Genomic DNA, 14,477 nt, shown 5'->3' on the forward strand with positions numbered 1-14,477 from the left:
TCCGCTGTAATAAATATGTGTTTAATTTCGGTAAGTTCCGCATATGTCTAATTCTTGCTTTGGATATCTATAAATATAAAAATTTGATATTAGGTAAATGGGGGTATAAATTTATGGATAAATATAAAGTTCTTAAAATTAAGCAAAGTGTTTTTGAAGACAATGATAGACAAGCTAACTTGCTTAGAGAGGATTTAAAAAAAGAAAAAACATTTTTATTAAACTTAATGTCGTCTCCTGGTTCTGGAAAAACGACCACTCTTTTAAAAACAATTGAAGCCTTAAAAAGTGAAATGAATATAGGTGTATTAGAGGCGGATATAGATTCAGAAGTAGATGCTAATACAATTTCTACAACAGGTGCTAAGGTAATACAATTACATACAGGTGGTATGTGTCATCTAGATGCAGATATGACTAAACAAGGTTTATTAGGCTTAGGAACAGAAGAAATAGATTTAGCAATCTTAGAAAATGTGGGGAATTTAGTCTGTCCTGCTGAATTTGATACAGGTGCATCAAGAAATGCAATGATTTTAAGTGTACCAGAGGGGGATGACAAACCACTAAAATATCCTCTAATGTTCTCTATTGTCGATATTGTACTTATTAATAAAATAGATACAATAGACTATTTTAATTTTGATTTAGAGGTAGTTAAAGAGAGAATTATAAAAATCAATCCTAAAGCAAAAGTAATTCCGATTTGTGCAAAAACAGGAGAAGGTATTGATCAATGGGCAAATTGGCTAAGAAAAGAAGTTGATAATTGGAATGAAAAGGCCTAGTTATGGTAAATCAAATAATTAATTAAATTATTAAGTAAATAAATTCTAATTAATAGTGTGCATTTCAATTCAAGAAATCCTTAATTGATTTTACTTTTAACTGATAATTGAGCATTGATAATTTAAATATATATATTGGTTAATAGGGGGAAAATATATGGTAAAAGAAAAGGTATTAGATCTTGCTAATCACATCAATAGGACAAAGCGTGGGTCAAAGGCAGAAATAAAGGCAGAAGATCCTGAATATATGATTTTAGAACCTGTTGTTACTGATGAAATGGCAGAAGTTGGACTTTGTCTAGAATTACGTAATCCTAAAAGTGCTGAGGAAGTTTCACTCTTGTGTAATAAATCTGTTGATGAAACCTCTAAAATATTGTGGCAATTAGCCGTTGACGGTATTTGTTTTGTTAATAAAAAGGAAGGCGTAGACAAATATTGGCTAGATACTTGGATTCCAGGGGTTATGGAAATGATGGTTAATCATAAAGAAAATGTTAAAAAGTATCCTCAAATTGCTGAGGCTTTTGAAGCATATGGGAGAGTAAGAGGCCCAAAAACAGTGGGTAATATCCCAGTTGGTAAAGGCTTAATGCGCGTTATTCCAATTGAACAAGCAATAGAAGGAGAAACAAGAAAGGCTTCTTATGAAGAAGTTTCTAAATATTTAAATGAAAACGATATTTTTTCTGTTGCTGATTGCGCATGTCGTACAGCAAGAGAGGTTATGGGCGAAGGCTGTGGTCACTTAAAAGAAGATATGTGTATTCAAATGGGCCATGCAGCAGAGTATTATATTCGTACTGGTAGAGGAAGAGAAATTACACGTGAGGAAGCTTTTGATATTATAAAAAGAGCAGAGGAGAATGGGTTAGTACATCAAATACCAAATACTGATGGTTCTGGGAAAACTCATGCTATTTGTAATTGTTGCGGCTGCTCATGTTTATCCTTAAGAACTGCTGAAATGTATTTTAATACTGACATGGTGAGATCAAACTATGTTTCAGTAGTAGATAAAGATAAATGTGTTGCATGTGGAGAGTGTGTCGAAAACTGCCAAGTTAATGCTTTAAGATTAGGTCAAAAAATTTGTACTAAAACTCCAATTCCTGAAAAAAAGAGAGCGCTTCCATATGATACTGAGTGGGGCCCAGAGAAATGGAATGCAAACTATCGTACCAATAGACAAGTTGTAGTCGATACTGGTACAAGCCCTTGTAAGGCTGAATGTCCAGCCCATATTGGAATTCAAGGCTATATTAAATTAGCATCACAAGGAAGATATACTGAAGCTCTTGAACTTATTAAACATGAAAATCCATTTCCAGCAGTATGTGGTCGTATATGTCCTAGAAAATGTGAATCGGCATGTACAAGAGGAGATGTAGATGATCCAATTGCTATAGATGATATAAAAAAATTTATTGCAGAACAGGATTTAAGTAAGGAAAACAGATATATACCTAAAGTTAAACATGAATATGGAAACAAAATAGCTATTATAGGTGCTGGCCCATCTGGACTTTCTTGTGCTTTCTACTTAGTAATTGATGGCTATAAAGTAACAGTATTTGAAAAAGAAAAAGTACTTGGAGGAATGCTTACTCTTGGAATTCCATCCTTTAGGCTTGAAAAAGATGTAGTTAATGCTGAAATAGATATTTTAAAAGAATTAAATGTTGAGTTTAAGACTGGAATAGAAGTAGGTAAAAATGTAACAATTGATGAGTTAAGGGCTCAAGGCTATGAAGCATTTTATTTTGCAATAGGTGCTCAAGCTGGAAGAAAGCTTGGAATCGATGGAGAAGATGCAGAAGAAGTTATATCGGGTGTAGACTTTTTACGAAAAGTAAATCTTGGTGAACCATTAAGATTAAATGGAGAAACCATCGTAATTGGTGGAGGAAATGTTGCCATTGATGTTGCTAGAACTGCTGCACGTATAGGTGCTTCCAAAGTTAATATGTATTGTTTAGAAAACAGAGCTGAAATGCCTGCACTTGATGAAGAAATAGAAGAAGCATTAGCTGAAGACATCAATATAAATAACTCGTGGGGTCCAAAGAAAATAATAGTAGAAAATGGTCATGTGGTTGGAGTTGAGTTTCAAAAATGTATTTATGTATTTGATGAGAATAAAAGATTCAATCCTAAATTTGATGAAAATGAAACTATAGTTGTTAAAGGAAATAATGTTTTGATTTCTGCAGGTCAAGGAATTGATTGGGGTAACTTAATTGAAGATACCAAAATTCAATTAAATCCAAATAAAACAATAAAAGCTGATTCTATTACTTTACAAACAGATGAACTTGATGTTTTTGCAGGAGGAGATTCACTAACTGGTCCTAAGTTTGCTATTGATGCCATCGCATTAGGTAAAGAAGCTGCAATTTCAATACATCGATTTGTTCATCCAGGCCAAAGTCTAACTATTGGCCGAATTAAAAGGGAATATCGTTCATTTAATAAAGAAAATCTTGAACTTGAAGGTTATGATTATCTTCCAAGGCAAAAAGCAACACATATAGATGCAAATAAAGCTGAAAATACTTTTAAAGATATCCGTGGTACTTTTTCAGAAGAACAAATTAAGAAAGAAACGGAACGTTGCCTTGGATGCGGTGCTACAGTAGTTGACCAATATCTTTGTGTTGGATGCGGTGTTTGTACTACAAAATGTAAATATGATGCTATCAAATTAGTGAGAAGATATGATGGCACTGGAGTAGAACTTCGAGAACTAAAACCTGAAATAATAAAACATGCTTTAAAACGTAAGGTTAGAATAGCAGTTAAAAAACCTGTAAGATTCCTTGAATCAATTATTTCTGGAAAAAAATGAATAAATACAATTCATACATTTTATAAATATCTAAAGCAAGAATTAGACATATGCGGAACTTACCGAAATTAAACACATATTTATTACAGCGGACTAATGAAATTTTCGCTGGATGGGTTCTAAGTGGAAGGATGCACCCATTTCTGCATGTTCCTAAAGTAAATTTATGACAAGCAGAAAATGGAACAACCTTCCACTAATAACCATCACCGCTTAATTTCATATGCCGCTTGCACAAATATGTATCTAATTTCTAGTGTAGTGTTACGATTATAATTTCTCAATAGTACATATATATTACATTTATAAGTTTGATTATTAAAAAGGTGGTGATTGATTTGCATGAGCTTGGAGTTGTTATAGAAGTCGTAAAAAATGTTGAAAATTTTGCTAAAGCAAATGAAATTACAAAAATAGATGCAGTAGTTCTTCAAATAGGTGAGCTTTCATCCATGATTCCTAGATATATTGAAGCATGTTATCCTGCAGCCGTAGATGGTACATTATTGCAAGATACAAAATTAGAAATTGAAATTATGCCAGCAAATGGTATTTGTACAAGTTGTAATAAAGTATATAATTTAATTAAAAGCAATTGGTGTTGCCCTTATTGTGGAAGCAAAGAATTAGAAATATTGGGTGGTAGAGAGTTTATAATTAAGGAAATTGTTGCTTGTTAATTTACAGATTATTAGGTCATTCTTTTGGTTTTTTACAAAGGAATGACCTTTTATAATTTTATAAGTTAATTAAAAATTAACTATATTATTTTAATTTTTAATGTTAAAATAATAATTATTATTATTGCATAGTTAATATTAAAGATAACTTTTATTTACAAAAGATGATGACTATAATTAATTATTTATTTTTAATAATAAATTAATTACTGAAACTTTTCAGTATTTCTTGAATTGAGATGAAAAATCTTAATTAGAATTTATATATATTAAGAATAATAATTACTAAATATGCAATAAAATTATTAGAATTAGGTGATATACATGATAAATTTAGATTACACGGAATTAACTGGAGAAATAATAACTAGAGAAAGTTTTAATTATGAAGAGGAAAGAGCGTGCTGGAATAGAGCAATTAAAAAATATCCAAAGGTAATTATTAATTGCAGTAATAATGCAGATATAAGTAATGCAATAGCTTGGGCTAAAAAGAATTCTTTAGAAATCAGAATACGTTCAGGAAGACATCATTATGAAGGATATTCTACTGGGGATGATGTCGTAGTGATTGATGTAAACAAAATGAATAATATTGAAATAGATGAAAAAGCAAGCTTAGTTAAAATACAAGGTGGGGTTAGTAACCGAGAAATATACGAGGCACTTGGGAAAGCTAACTATCCTTTTCCTGGAGGAGGCTGTCCGACTGTCGGCGTTACAGGCTTAGTCTTAGGCGGAGGATGGGGATATTCCTGCAGAATGCTTGGTTTATCAGCAGATAGTTTACTTCAAATTGAGCTTATAGATTACAAAGGAGAATTGATAATTGCCTCAGAAAATATAAATGAAGATTTATTTTGGGCTTGCAGAGGCTCTGGTGGTGGAAATTTTGGTGTTGTTACTAGTATGACTTTTAAATTGCCAGCAAAGCAAAATATAGCAACATTAATTGATATAGATTATGCAAATATTAACTTGGATCAAATAAAATCAATATTTGATTTATGGATAGAACTTTTTAAAGATTTGGATAGACGAATGAACTTGAAAATGGCAATATATAATTCGAAAATAAACGGAAAAGGCGTTCATATAACAGGGGTATTCTACGGCAGTAAAAATGAAGCTTCTAGCATTCTTTCAAAATTTAAAAGTGTATTACCTTATAGAGTATTTGATCTAAAATGTACTTCTATTTTAGAAGTTAATAGGATAATTCAAGATAGCCATCCACCATATGAAAAATATAAATCCTCAGGTAGATTTGTATTTAATAATTACGATTCTAGTATGGTAAAGAAAATCATAAAACTTGTAAATGAAAGAGCTGAAGGATCAATTTACACAGCTGTTTCACTTTATGGATTAGGCGGAGCAGTCATGGACAAAGATAAAGAGGATACAGCTTTCTTTTATAGAGATGCAAAATTTATAATGGGTTTCCAATCAGTTTGGGAAGATGATGTACATGCTAAAACTAATATAGATTTTGTTAAAAATAATATTTCTTTTATTAAATCTATTACTACTGGAGCCTATATTAATTTTCCATGTGGCGAACTTGAAAATTATGAAGAAGAATATTATGGTGAGAATTATAAAGAACTGAGAAAAATAAAAATAAAGTATGATCCATCAAATGTCTTTAACTTTCCTCAAGGTATTAAAACTATATTGTAAACTTGGCATAATTTTTTAATAGAAGGCATGCTTACTATTTTTACTAATAATTTATTAGATTAATATTCTCTTTAGTGGTTAATATAATACTGCCAAGCAAAATTTATATTATTAAAGGGAGGTAATTATTATGTCTTCAAACAATAGTGGAAGAAACAGAACATTAGTACCAGAAGCAAAGCAGGGATTAAGCAGATTAAAAACTGAGGTTGCTTCAGAAGTTGGTTTAAGTGACTATGAAAATCAAGATAAAGGTAACCTTTCTTCAAGACAAAATGGTAGCGTTGGCGGTTACATGGTAAAACACATGATCGAAAGCTACGAACAAGGCTTAAAGTAATTTAAGCTAAGCATGTAGTAAATCCATTCTCCGAGGAACCGTAGACTCCTTCCTTACGGTTAATGAAGGCTAGTAGAACATTTGTATTTTAAAATACTTGCTCTACTGGCTTTTATTATGTATAAATCAAGTAATAATTAAAAAAGGCTATATTTGAATTGGTTATAATGCTAAAATATAAATGATACAGAATAATTCTGGAATACTTTTAGTTATAGAAATAATATATATAAGTTCTAATCAAGATTGTACATCACAATTCAAGAAATCCAGAATGGATTCCGCCATTAATTGAATATTGATAATTGGAATATATAATTCTCATCATATAAGGAGATAAAGATGGAAAAAGATTCACTTAAAAAATATTATAATTGGTTCAATTCTTACATAAAAAAATTTTATGGAGATGACCCAGTGATAAATCAAAATATAGAATTAAAGGAAAAACATACTTTAAATGTTGCTAACCATGCAGTAAGTATTGCTAAATCTCTCAATTTAACAGGAGAAGAAATTAATACTGCAGAAATCATAGGCTTATTTCATGATATAGGAAGATTTGAACAATTCAGAACTTATAAGACATTTAGAGATTATATTTCAGTAAATCATGCAGCACTTGGTGTAAAAATACTAGTGGAATATGATGTTCTAAAGTATTTAGATAAAGACCGACAAAAATTAATTATTAAAGCAATAAATCTACATAACGAAAAAGATCTACCAAAAGATTTAAATGTTGATGAAGCCTTGTTTTGTAAATTAATTAGAGATGCAGATAAGCTTGATATTTTTAGGATTATTACTGAATATGAAGAAGAAAGAAGAAATAATCCAAATCCAGCTTTAGATAATTTGCCTTTTACGCCAGGCTATAATAAAGAGTTACTTCAAGCTATACTTACAAATAAAAAAATCAATAACAATTCTTTAAAGAATTATAATGATAGAAAATTATACGAATTAAATTGGATAACAGATTTGAATTATGCTTTCTCAGTTAACTACATTAAAGAAAAGAATATATTAAAAATACTTACTGATTGCTTACCTAAAAATGATGAGATCGATGAAATTTCAAAATATTTAGAAAAATATATAGAAGGTTTTCTTAAGGAGGAAAAAATATGATTAATAACATTAGCAAAATCACAATTTATGTACAAGATCAAGAGCAAGCTAAGAATTTTTGGGTCAATAAATTAAAGTTCATTGTAAAATTTGAACAACAAATGGGGCCAAATATGAAATGGATCGAAGTGGCTCCAAATGAAACCTCACAAACTACCTTTGTATTGTATGATAAAAACATGATGAAAACTCAAAATCCAAAAGTTAATGTTGAACATCCATCTATTATTTTAAGTACAACTAATATAGAAGAAGCATATGCAGAAATGAAAAACAACTCAGTAACTGTCGGTGAAATGATGACAATGCCTTATGGTAAAATGTTCTCTTTTAAAGATTGTGATAATAATGATTATTTGCTTAGAGAGGATAAATAGTTCTATTTATTTTAATTTATTTGGTATGGAGTGGCTATATTTAGTCACTTCATAATGGCAAAGTTCAAATATTGGCTTATATTAATTTACCATAGAGAGGATGTGAAATTTTAAAGAAATATGCATTAATGGATCTTTCTTTAAAAGTAATTATGGAAAATAAAAAAATAGTAAGAGATGGACATATTCATTCACCGTATTGTCCTCATGGAACTCAAGACAGTTTTGATATGTACGTAGAAAAAGCACTAATTGAGGACTTAGAAGAAATTACATTTACGGAACACATGCCTTTTCCATGTTATTTTATTGATGATAAAGCTTTTCAAGATGAATGTGCTCCAGATTTTGAAGCAATTAATAAATATTTTGAAGAGGTTGAAAAAATCAAATTAAAATATGCAGATAGAATTAAAATAAATATAGGCTTAGAGGTTGATTTTGTTGAAGGCTATGAAGAAGAAACCAAAAAAGTTCTTAATTTATATGGTCCAAAATTAGAAGACGGATTACTATCCGTGCATTTTCTTAAAATCGAGGATCAGTATGTAGCTATTGATGGTAGGGATGGATTTGAACAAGCCTTAAATTTATTAGGAAGTGTAGAAAAAGTATATGATAAATATTATGAAACACTTCTTATAGCAATACAATCAGATCTTGGGCCTTATAAACCTAAACGAATAGGACATCCTAATTTAATTAGAATTTTTAATAAATTATACCCATTAGAATATAAGAATTATGAGCTTTTAGAAAAAATAGTAAAGGAACTAAAAAGACGTAATTATGAAGTAGATGTAAATACAGCAGGTCTTAGAAAACCTTATTGTGGTGAAATTTATGTAGCTGATGCTTTTAAAGAATTAGTAAATAAATATGCTATAAAAAAAGTTTACGGTTCTGATTCTCATACAGCTAAAGATGTTGGAAGAGATTTTGATAAGGAATAAACATTATTTTAGTGAGGTATAAATAATGACAGTTGTTGGCGGGGAATTAATAAAAGATATAACATCTTTTATTTTTATTGAGGATAAATTAGAAAAAGCTGATATTATTTTCATTCCAGGTGGTTCTTGGCCTGAACCTGCAGAAAATGCAGCCAAGCTATATCTGGCTAATTATGCTCCTTTTATTTTACCATCAGGTAAATATAGTATGAGTAAAGGCTATTTTCCAGGGGCAATGACTAAGGCAAATGAATATACTGGACCATATTATACTGAATGGGCTTTTATGAAAGATGTATTATTATCATATAAAGTAACTGAAGATGCAATATTAAAAGAAGATAATGCTACTTGGACAAAAGAAAATGCATTCAAATCCCGTGAAGTAACAGACAAATACAATTTGAAAATAAAGAAAGCAATTATTTGTTGTAAATCCTTTCATGCAAAACGATGTTTAATGTTCTACAGCTGGGCATATCCATCTACAGAATTTTTAATATCTCCAGTAGATGTAGAAAATGTAACTAAAGATAACTGGTTCAAAACTGAAAATGGTATTGATAAAGTTATGGGGGAATTATCACGGTGTGGTGGTCAGTTTAAAAAAGCAATTCCTTCTTGGTTTAATTAAGGACTTGCTTATATTAAGATTATCAAAATATAAAAAGGCTAATAGTATTACTTGCCGTTATGGAGGTTGATATTTAATGATAGAAAATTCAGAAGTCACTTTAAGTCAAATGATAAAAATTATACATAGAGCAATAAATTCAGTAGAAAGAGGACTTTTAAATCATGGAGAAAAAGTTGCATATTTAATGCTTAATTTACTAAAGGCAGAAGGAAGCTATAGTGAAGAAGAAATAATTAATCTTTGTGCAATTTCAATCTTTCATGATATAGGAGCTTATAAGGTTGCAGAAATGGACAAAGTTTCGGAAGTTGATGAGTCAGCCTCTGTGTACGAACATGCTATTTATGGCTCGTTATTTATAAAGTATTTTTCTCCACTTTCAGATTTATATAAAGTTGTATTAACTCACCATTTTACACATATTTATTATCAGGAGAATCAAATAGATGTAATATCTAAAGAAGGATTATTATTAAATTTTGCAGATTATGTGGATAGAATGTATGTAAATGAAAATACAAACATTAAAGAAACTATACTTAAAATTAAAGATGTATTTTTAGCTGAGCATATAGATTTATTTTTAACTGCAGATAGTAAATTTAATTTTCTAAGTAAATTATTTGATGGATCATACCTAAAAGAATTATATGAGTTTTTCGATAAAAAGATTTTAACAAGAGAAGAAGTATTAGCATATAGTCAAATGCTTGCATATTCTATAGACTTTAGAAGTGAAGCTACAGTTAAACACACTATAATAGTTGAGGCTATAAGCTATCAAATTGGAAAATTATATGGACTAAACAAGAAAACTTTATCAAAAATAAAAATGGCATCAACTCTTCATGATATAGGTAAAATAGGCATTCCTGTTGAAATCTTAGAAAAGCCAGGAAAGCTTACAGATGAGGAATTTGAAATTATGAAAAGTCATGCCTTGATAGGCTACGATATTTTAAGTGACTTAAATATAGATGATATTAGAGATATTGGTACATTGCATCATGAAAAATTAGATGGAGCAGGATATCCTTTTGGTTTAAAAGAAAACCAAATTACTACTGAAATGCGAATTGTAGCAGTAGGAGATATTGTTAGTGCATTAATTGGAGTTCGGAGCTACAAGGAATCCTTTAGTAAGGATAAGATAATTAAAATATTAACAGATATGGCTGCGTTTAAAAAAATAGATTCGACTATAGTAAATTTATTTGCAGAAAATTATGACTTCATTATTGAAGAAGCACAAAAACAATCAAGCAATTTAATGGATATCTATTCAAATCTAAATACTGAGTTCAAGATTTTATTAAAGCAATTTACATATAAATAATTAAAAAGGTTAATTTGAAATACAATTTTATTTCAAATTAACCTTTTTTTAATAATTTTTTTCTATTTAAATAAATATTTTCTTTATTAATTGTATTTTTTAAATCTTTAGAAATTCTTTCATTTTTTATAATAATTCTCTTTAGATTCATGTTGTATATTATTATTAAAGCATATGTTTCATAGAAATTATCTAGATAATATATCCAATGTTGTTATATAATAGTATAGTTGTAGCTTATATATGGCACTGCGAAATAAAAATGTAAGGATGTAATTAAATAATGAATTTATATAATATCTTAATTGTTGAAGATGAAAAAGAAATATGCGATGGTATTGAAATATACTTAAAAAATCAGGGTTACAATGTTTTTAAAGCAAGCAATGGACTTGAAGGCCTTGAAATCATTGAAAATGAAGCAATTCATTTAGCCGTTGTTGACATAATGATGCCTAAAATGGATGGAACTACAATGGTTATGAAACTTCGTGAAAATTACGAGTTCCCTGTTATAATGCTTACTGCAAAATCTGAAGAAATGGACAAGATCATGGGTCTTAATATAGGTGCAGACGATTATGTTACAAAACCCTTTAATCCCATGGAGCTTCTGGCAAGAGTAAATTCACAATTAAGAAGATATTCAAAATATTTAAATGTTGTAAATAATTTAGAAGAAAACTCAAATAGTTACGTTATTGGGGGCCTAGAATTAAATCTAGATACTAAAGAAGTGCTTTTAGATGGAGAAGATATTAAAGTTACACCAATAGAATTTAAAATTTTAAAACTTCTTATGAAAAATCCAGGAAGAGTATTTTCAGCAGAAGAAATTTATGAATTAGTTTGGAAAGAACATGCTATAAATACGGATACTGTAATGGTACATGTTAGAAATATAAGAGAAAAAATTGAAATTGACAGAAAAAATCCAAAATATTTGAAGGTGGTATGGGGAGTTGGATACAAAATTGAACGACAGTAATAATGAAGCAATAAAAATAAAAATAGATTCAAAGAATACTAGAAAAATATTTATTATAAATCTCATTGCAATAATCTTATTTTTTACAATTGGAACTTTAATGGTTGGAATTTATCCTAAAATTGAAAATGCGGGAAAAGCAAATTCTCTTTCTTTTTATAATTATGATTTTATTATTGAAGATTTTTCAAAAAGTATTTATGTGCTTTATAAGGATGCATTAGAAACTCAGCAAAATAAAACTATCGATGTTAACGATATTTATATAAAATCAGAATTAAAAGCAAAAGATAGTAATGAATATGAAGTGTTGAAAAAAAGTTTAAATGATCATTTAGATAGTTGGTCATCGTATTTAAATAATGAATATCGGAATGTTGATTATGTTGTGCTAGACAAGAGTAATAATATTATTAAAACTAATACTGATAATACTTCGAATACATTATTAAATTCAAATGACATCGATAATAATTATTTTTTTTATGTTAGCATGAGCTTTGATGAAAACGGTAATAATGTTATTAATAGGATATATGGCGTAAATGAACACGACTTCAGAAATGCATTAAATAATCAATTTAAATTAAATTACTTATTTTACACAGGTAATTATAATATAGATAAACCAATCAAAAATATGACTTTTATATATGGTATAAGTAAGAATTTAAAATATAATGATAATTCTTCTGCACTTATAGCGCAGGGGCAAGCTGATGCTTATTTTAATATAACAATAATATATGTATCTATACTTGCTGGGATAATTGTACTTCTTAGTTTATGCATTCCACTTAATGTAGAAAGAGAAATCATAATCTGCAAACAATTTTTCAAACTTCCATTTGAAATTTTAATGTCATTAATCGGAAGTTTGCTCGTTATAATGTGCATAGGCTCTGGTGCAATAGTTCTCTACACTTTAAACGGTGATTTTGTAACTAAAGGATTAAAACAAATTGGAATAGATCCGAATTCAGGTAATATTATAGTGTATTTATCAAATATAATTTATTGGTCAATATTCACTACATTAATATTAGTAGTTATATTTACATTAAAAAAAATCTTTAGCATAGGCTTAATGAAATATTTTAAAGAAAAAACCTTAATTAGTCTAATTATAATGAATGCAAAAAGAAGTATTAAGAAGACATATAAAAATGTAGATAATATTTTTGAAAATGTAGATATCAAAGAGAAATCTAATAAAGCTATAGAAATAATTAATAGTTGCTACAGATATCTAAATAAAAAAATTCAAAGTCTAATAAAAAGAATATATACAACTATTTTTAATATTAATATACGTGAAAAATCTAGTAAGGTAACTGTAAAATTGCTTGGAATTAACTTTATATTTGACTTATTTATTATAATAATATTCTTTGCTGGATGTATTATTTTTGTAAATAATGGAGAAGGGTTAATACTATGGGCCTTTTTAATATTAATATTCTATAATATAGTGTTATTCATTTTTATCGAAAAATATTTCACCAAATTACGCAACAAATTTATCATGCTTTTAGATGCTACAAATAGAATTGCAGATGGTAAATTAGATATAAAAATTGAAGAGGATGCAGGAATTTTCAATCCATTTAAAGAAAAACTTCAAAAGATACAAGTTGGATTTAAAAATGCCGTTGATGAGGAAGTTAAGAGCCAAAAGATGAAAACAGATTTAATATCAAATGTTTCTCATGATCTAAAAACTCCATTAACTTCAATAATTACGTATGTGGATTTATTAAAAAATGAAGGTATTACTGAAGATGAAAGAAAATCATACATTGATACACTAGATAGGAAATCTCAAAGGTTAAAATTTTTAATTGAAGACTTATTTGAAGTAAGTAAAGCTACAAGCGGTAATATTACATTAAATTTAGTTAAAGTTGATATAGTTGAGTTGATGAAGCAAACACAAATTGAATTAGAAGATAAAATAAATAATTCTGGTTTAAAAATCAAAAATAATTTTTCATCCAATAAAATAATTTTAGAGTTAGATAGTCAAAAAACTTTTAGAATCTTTGAAAACTTATTAAATAATGTAGTTAAATATGCGATGAAAAATTCAAGAGTTTATGTAGATATAAATGAACTTGAGAATACTATTGAAATTACTATTAAAAATATGTCAGCCGAAGAAATTTCATTCAATTCCTTTGATATTGTAGAAAGATTTCAAAGAGGAGATAAATCAAGAAACACTGAGGGCTCAGGTCTTGGGCTAGCAATTGTAAAAAGCTTTGTGGAGGCTCAGAGAGGGAATTTTAATATAGAAGTTGATGGTGATTTATTTAAAGCTATCATTATATTTAAACTAACTAAATAATTATTTAATTCACAATTACTTATGTTATAATGTAGTGTGTGATTTTAAATTGATGGGAGAGATACTATGTTTACTAAGGAGGAACTTTTAGTAATAGAAGATGCCTTAAGAATTGCTGATGCAGAATATATAAAATTAATAGATGAAAATAAAAATAATAAAAATAGAATGGTTGCCTTTAATCGAAAGCAAAAGAAATTATGGTTAGTTCAAAATAAGTTAAAGAAACTTTTAGAAGAAAAATAGATACACAACGTAAGAATTAGATTTATGCAACAATTACCGAAATCTGATACATTTATCTTCCGCAGGACTAGTGAAATTTTCGCTGGAAGGTTCTAAATGTGGGCTTGTCGTCATTTC

At 28.5% G+C, this 14,477-nt stretch carries 13 protein-coding genes; all 13 read left to right on the forward strand.

Annotated features, from left to right (window positions below; genetic code table 11):
* Positions 1 to 113: 113 nt before the first annotated feature.
* The 13 genes from hypB to L3B98_RS28520 all read left to right on the forward strand — a co-directional run bounded on the left by hypB (position 114) and on the right by L3B98_RS28520 (position 14,360).
* On the forward strand, positions 114 to 788 hold the full coding sequence (gene hypB / locus L3B98_RS28460; protein ID WP_238919169.1) for a hydrogenase nickel incorporation protein HypB: 675 nt from the start codon (positions 114 to 116) through the stop codon (positions 786 to 788).
* A gap of 157 nt (positions 789 to 945) precedes the next feature.
* Positions 946 to 3,639 (forward strand): FAD-dependent oxidoreductase, encoded by a 2,694-nt coding sequence (locus L3B98_RS28465; protein ID WP_238919170.1) that lies wholly within the window; start codon positions 946 to 948, stop codon positions 3,637 to 3,639.
* A gap of 338 nt (positions 3,640 to 3,977) precedes the next feature.
* Positions 3,978 to 4,319 carry a hydrogenase maturation nickel metallochaperone HypA gene (locus tag L3B98_RS28470; RefSeq protein WP_238919179.1) on the forward strand — a complete coding sequence of 114 codons (342 nt, stop codon included), beginning with the start codon at positions 3,978 to 3,980 and terminating at the stop codon, positions 4,317 to 4,319.
* A 324-nt stretch (positions 4,320 to 4,643) separates the two neighbouring features.
* Positions 4,644 to 6,002 carry an FAD-dependent oxidoreductase gene (locus L3B98_RS28475; RefSeq protein ID WP_238919171.1) on the forward strand — a complete coding sequence of 453 codons (1,359 nt, stop codon included), beginning with the start codon at positions 4,644 to 4,646 and terminating at the stop codon, positions 6,000 to 6,002.
* 130 nt (positions 6,003 to 6,132) lie between these two features.
* Positions 6,133 to 6,342 (forward strand): alpha/beta-type small acid-soluble spore protein, encoded by a 210-nt coding sequence (locus tag L3B98_RS28480; protein WP_015393262.1) that lies wholly within the window; start codon positions 6,133 to 6,135, stop codon positions 6,340 to 6,342.
* A 342-nt stretch (positions 6,343 to 6,684) separates the two neighbouring features.
* The gene (locus tag L3B98_RS28485; RefSeq protein WP_238919172.1) at positions 6,685 to 7,476 is read left to right on the forward strand and encodes an HD domain-containing protein; all 792 of its coding nucleotides are present in this window, start codon (positions 6,685 to 6,687) and stop codon (positions 7,474 to 7,476) included.
* Complete coding sequence (locus L3B98_RS28490) at positions 7,473 to 7,853, forward strand: VOC family protein (RefSeq protein ID WP_077363569.1); 381 nt, start codon at positions 7,473 to 7,475, stop codon at positions 7,851 to 7,853. The genes L3B98_RS28485 and L3B98_RS28490 overlap by 4 nt, the downstream gene beginning before the upstream one ends.
* A gap of 152 nt (positions 7,854 to 8,005) precedes the next feature.
* Positions 8,006 to 8,806 (forward strand): histidinol-phosphatase HisJ, encoded by an 801-nt coding sequence (hisJ, locus tag L3B98_RS28495; RefSeq protein WP_238919173.1) that lies wholly within the window; start codon positions 8,006 to 8,008, stop codon positions 8,804 to 8,806.
* A 25-nt stretch (positions 8,807 to 8,831) separates the two neighbouring features.
* Entirely contained in the window at positions 8,832 to 9,440 is a 609-nt protein-coding gene (locus L3B98_RS28500) for a YdcF family protein (RefSeq protein WP_238919174.1), read from the forward strand.
* Positions 9,441 to 9,516: 76 nt separating this feature from the next.
* Entirely contained in the window at positions 9,517 to 10,779 is a 1,263-nt protein-coding gene (locus L3B98_RS28505) for an HD domain-containing phosphohydrolase (RefSeq protein ID WP_238919175.1), read from the forward strand.
* A gap of 283 nt (positions 10,780 to 11,062) precedes the next feature.
* A complete protein-coding gene (locus L3B98_RS28510; protein WP_238919176.1) occupies positions 11,063 to 11,767 on the forward strand; it encodes a response regulator transcription factor in 705 nt (234 codons plus the stop codon).
* Entirely contained in the window at positions 11,742 to 14,114 is a 2,373-nt protein-coding gene (locus tag L3B98_RS28515; RefSeq protein ID WP_238919177.1) for a HAMP domain-containing sensor histidine kinase, read from the forward strand. Before L3B98_RS28510 ends, L3B98_RS28515 begins: the two co-directional genes overlap by 26 nt.
* A 66-nt stretch (positions 14,115 to 14,180) precedes the next feature.
* Positions 14,181 to 14,360, forward strand: coding sequence for a hypothetical protein (locus L3B98_RS28520; RefSeq protein WP_238919178.1), 180 nt, complete (start codon positions 14,181 to 14,183; stop codon positions 14,358 to 14,360).
* The last annotated feature ends 117 nt before the right edge of the window (positions 14,361 to 14,477 follow it).

It is taken from the genome of Clostridium sp. YIM B02555, assembly GCF_022320955.1.
Taxonomy (GTDB): domain Bacteria; phylum Bacillota; class Clostridia; order Clostridiales; family Clostridiaceae; genus Clostridium; species Clostridium saccharoperbutylacetonicum.

What these genes read in the sequence shown, in the direction of transcription:
- L3B98_RS28485 (WP_238919172.1), top strand. Translation starts at nt 6,685, where the DNA reads ATGGAAAAAGATTCACTTAAAAAATATTATAATTGGTTCAATTCTTAC.
- L3B98_RS28490 (WP_077363569.1), top strand. Translation starts at nt 7,473, where the DNA reads ATGATTAATAACATTAGCAAAATCACAATTTATGTACAAGATCAAGAG.
- L3B98_RS28510 (WP_238919176.1), top strand. Translation starts at nt 11,063, where the DNA reads ATGAATTTATATAATATCTTAATTGTTGAAGATGAAAAAGAAATATGC.
- hisJ (WP_238919173.1), top strand. Translation starts at nt 8,006, where the DNA reads ATGGAAAATAAAAAAATAGTAAGAGATGGACATATTCATTCACCGTAT.
- hypB (WP_238919169.1), top strand. Translation starts at nt 114, where the DNA reads ATGGATAAATATAAAGTTCTTAAAATTAAGCAAAGTGTTTTTGAAGAC.
- L3B98_RS28475 (WP_238919171.1), top strand. Translation starts at nt 4,644, where the DNA reads ATGATAAATTTAGATTACACGGAATTAACTGGAGAAATAATAACTAGA.
- L3B98_RS28505 (WP_238919175.1), top strand. Translation starts at nt 9,517, where the DNA reads ATGATAGAAAATTCAGAAGTCACTTTAAGTCAAATGATAAAAATTATA.
- L3B98_RS28500 (WP_238919174.1), top strand. Translation starts at nt 8,832, where the DNA reads ATGACAGTTGTTGGCGGGGAATTAATAAAAGATATAACATCTTTTATT.
- L3B98_RS28520 (WP_238919178.1), top strand. Translation starts at nt 14,181, where the DNA reads ATGTTTACTAAGGAGGAACTTTTAGTAATAGAAGATGCCTTAAGAATT.
- L3B98_RS28480 (WP_015393262.1), top strand. Translation starts at nt 6,133, where the DNA reads ATGTCTTCAAACAATAGTGGAAGAAACAGAACATTAGTACCAGAAGCA.
- L3B98_RS28465 (WP_238919170.1), top strand. Translation starts at nt 946, where the DNA reads ATGGTAAAAGAAAAGGTATTAGATCTTGCTAATCACATCAATAGGACA.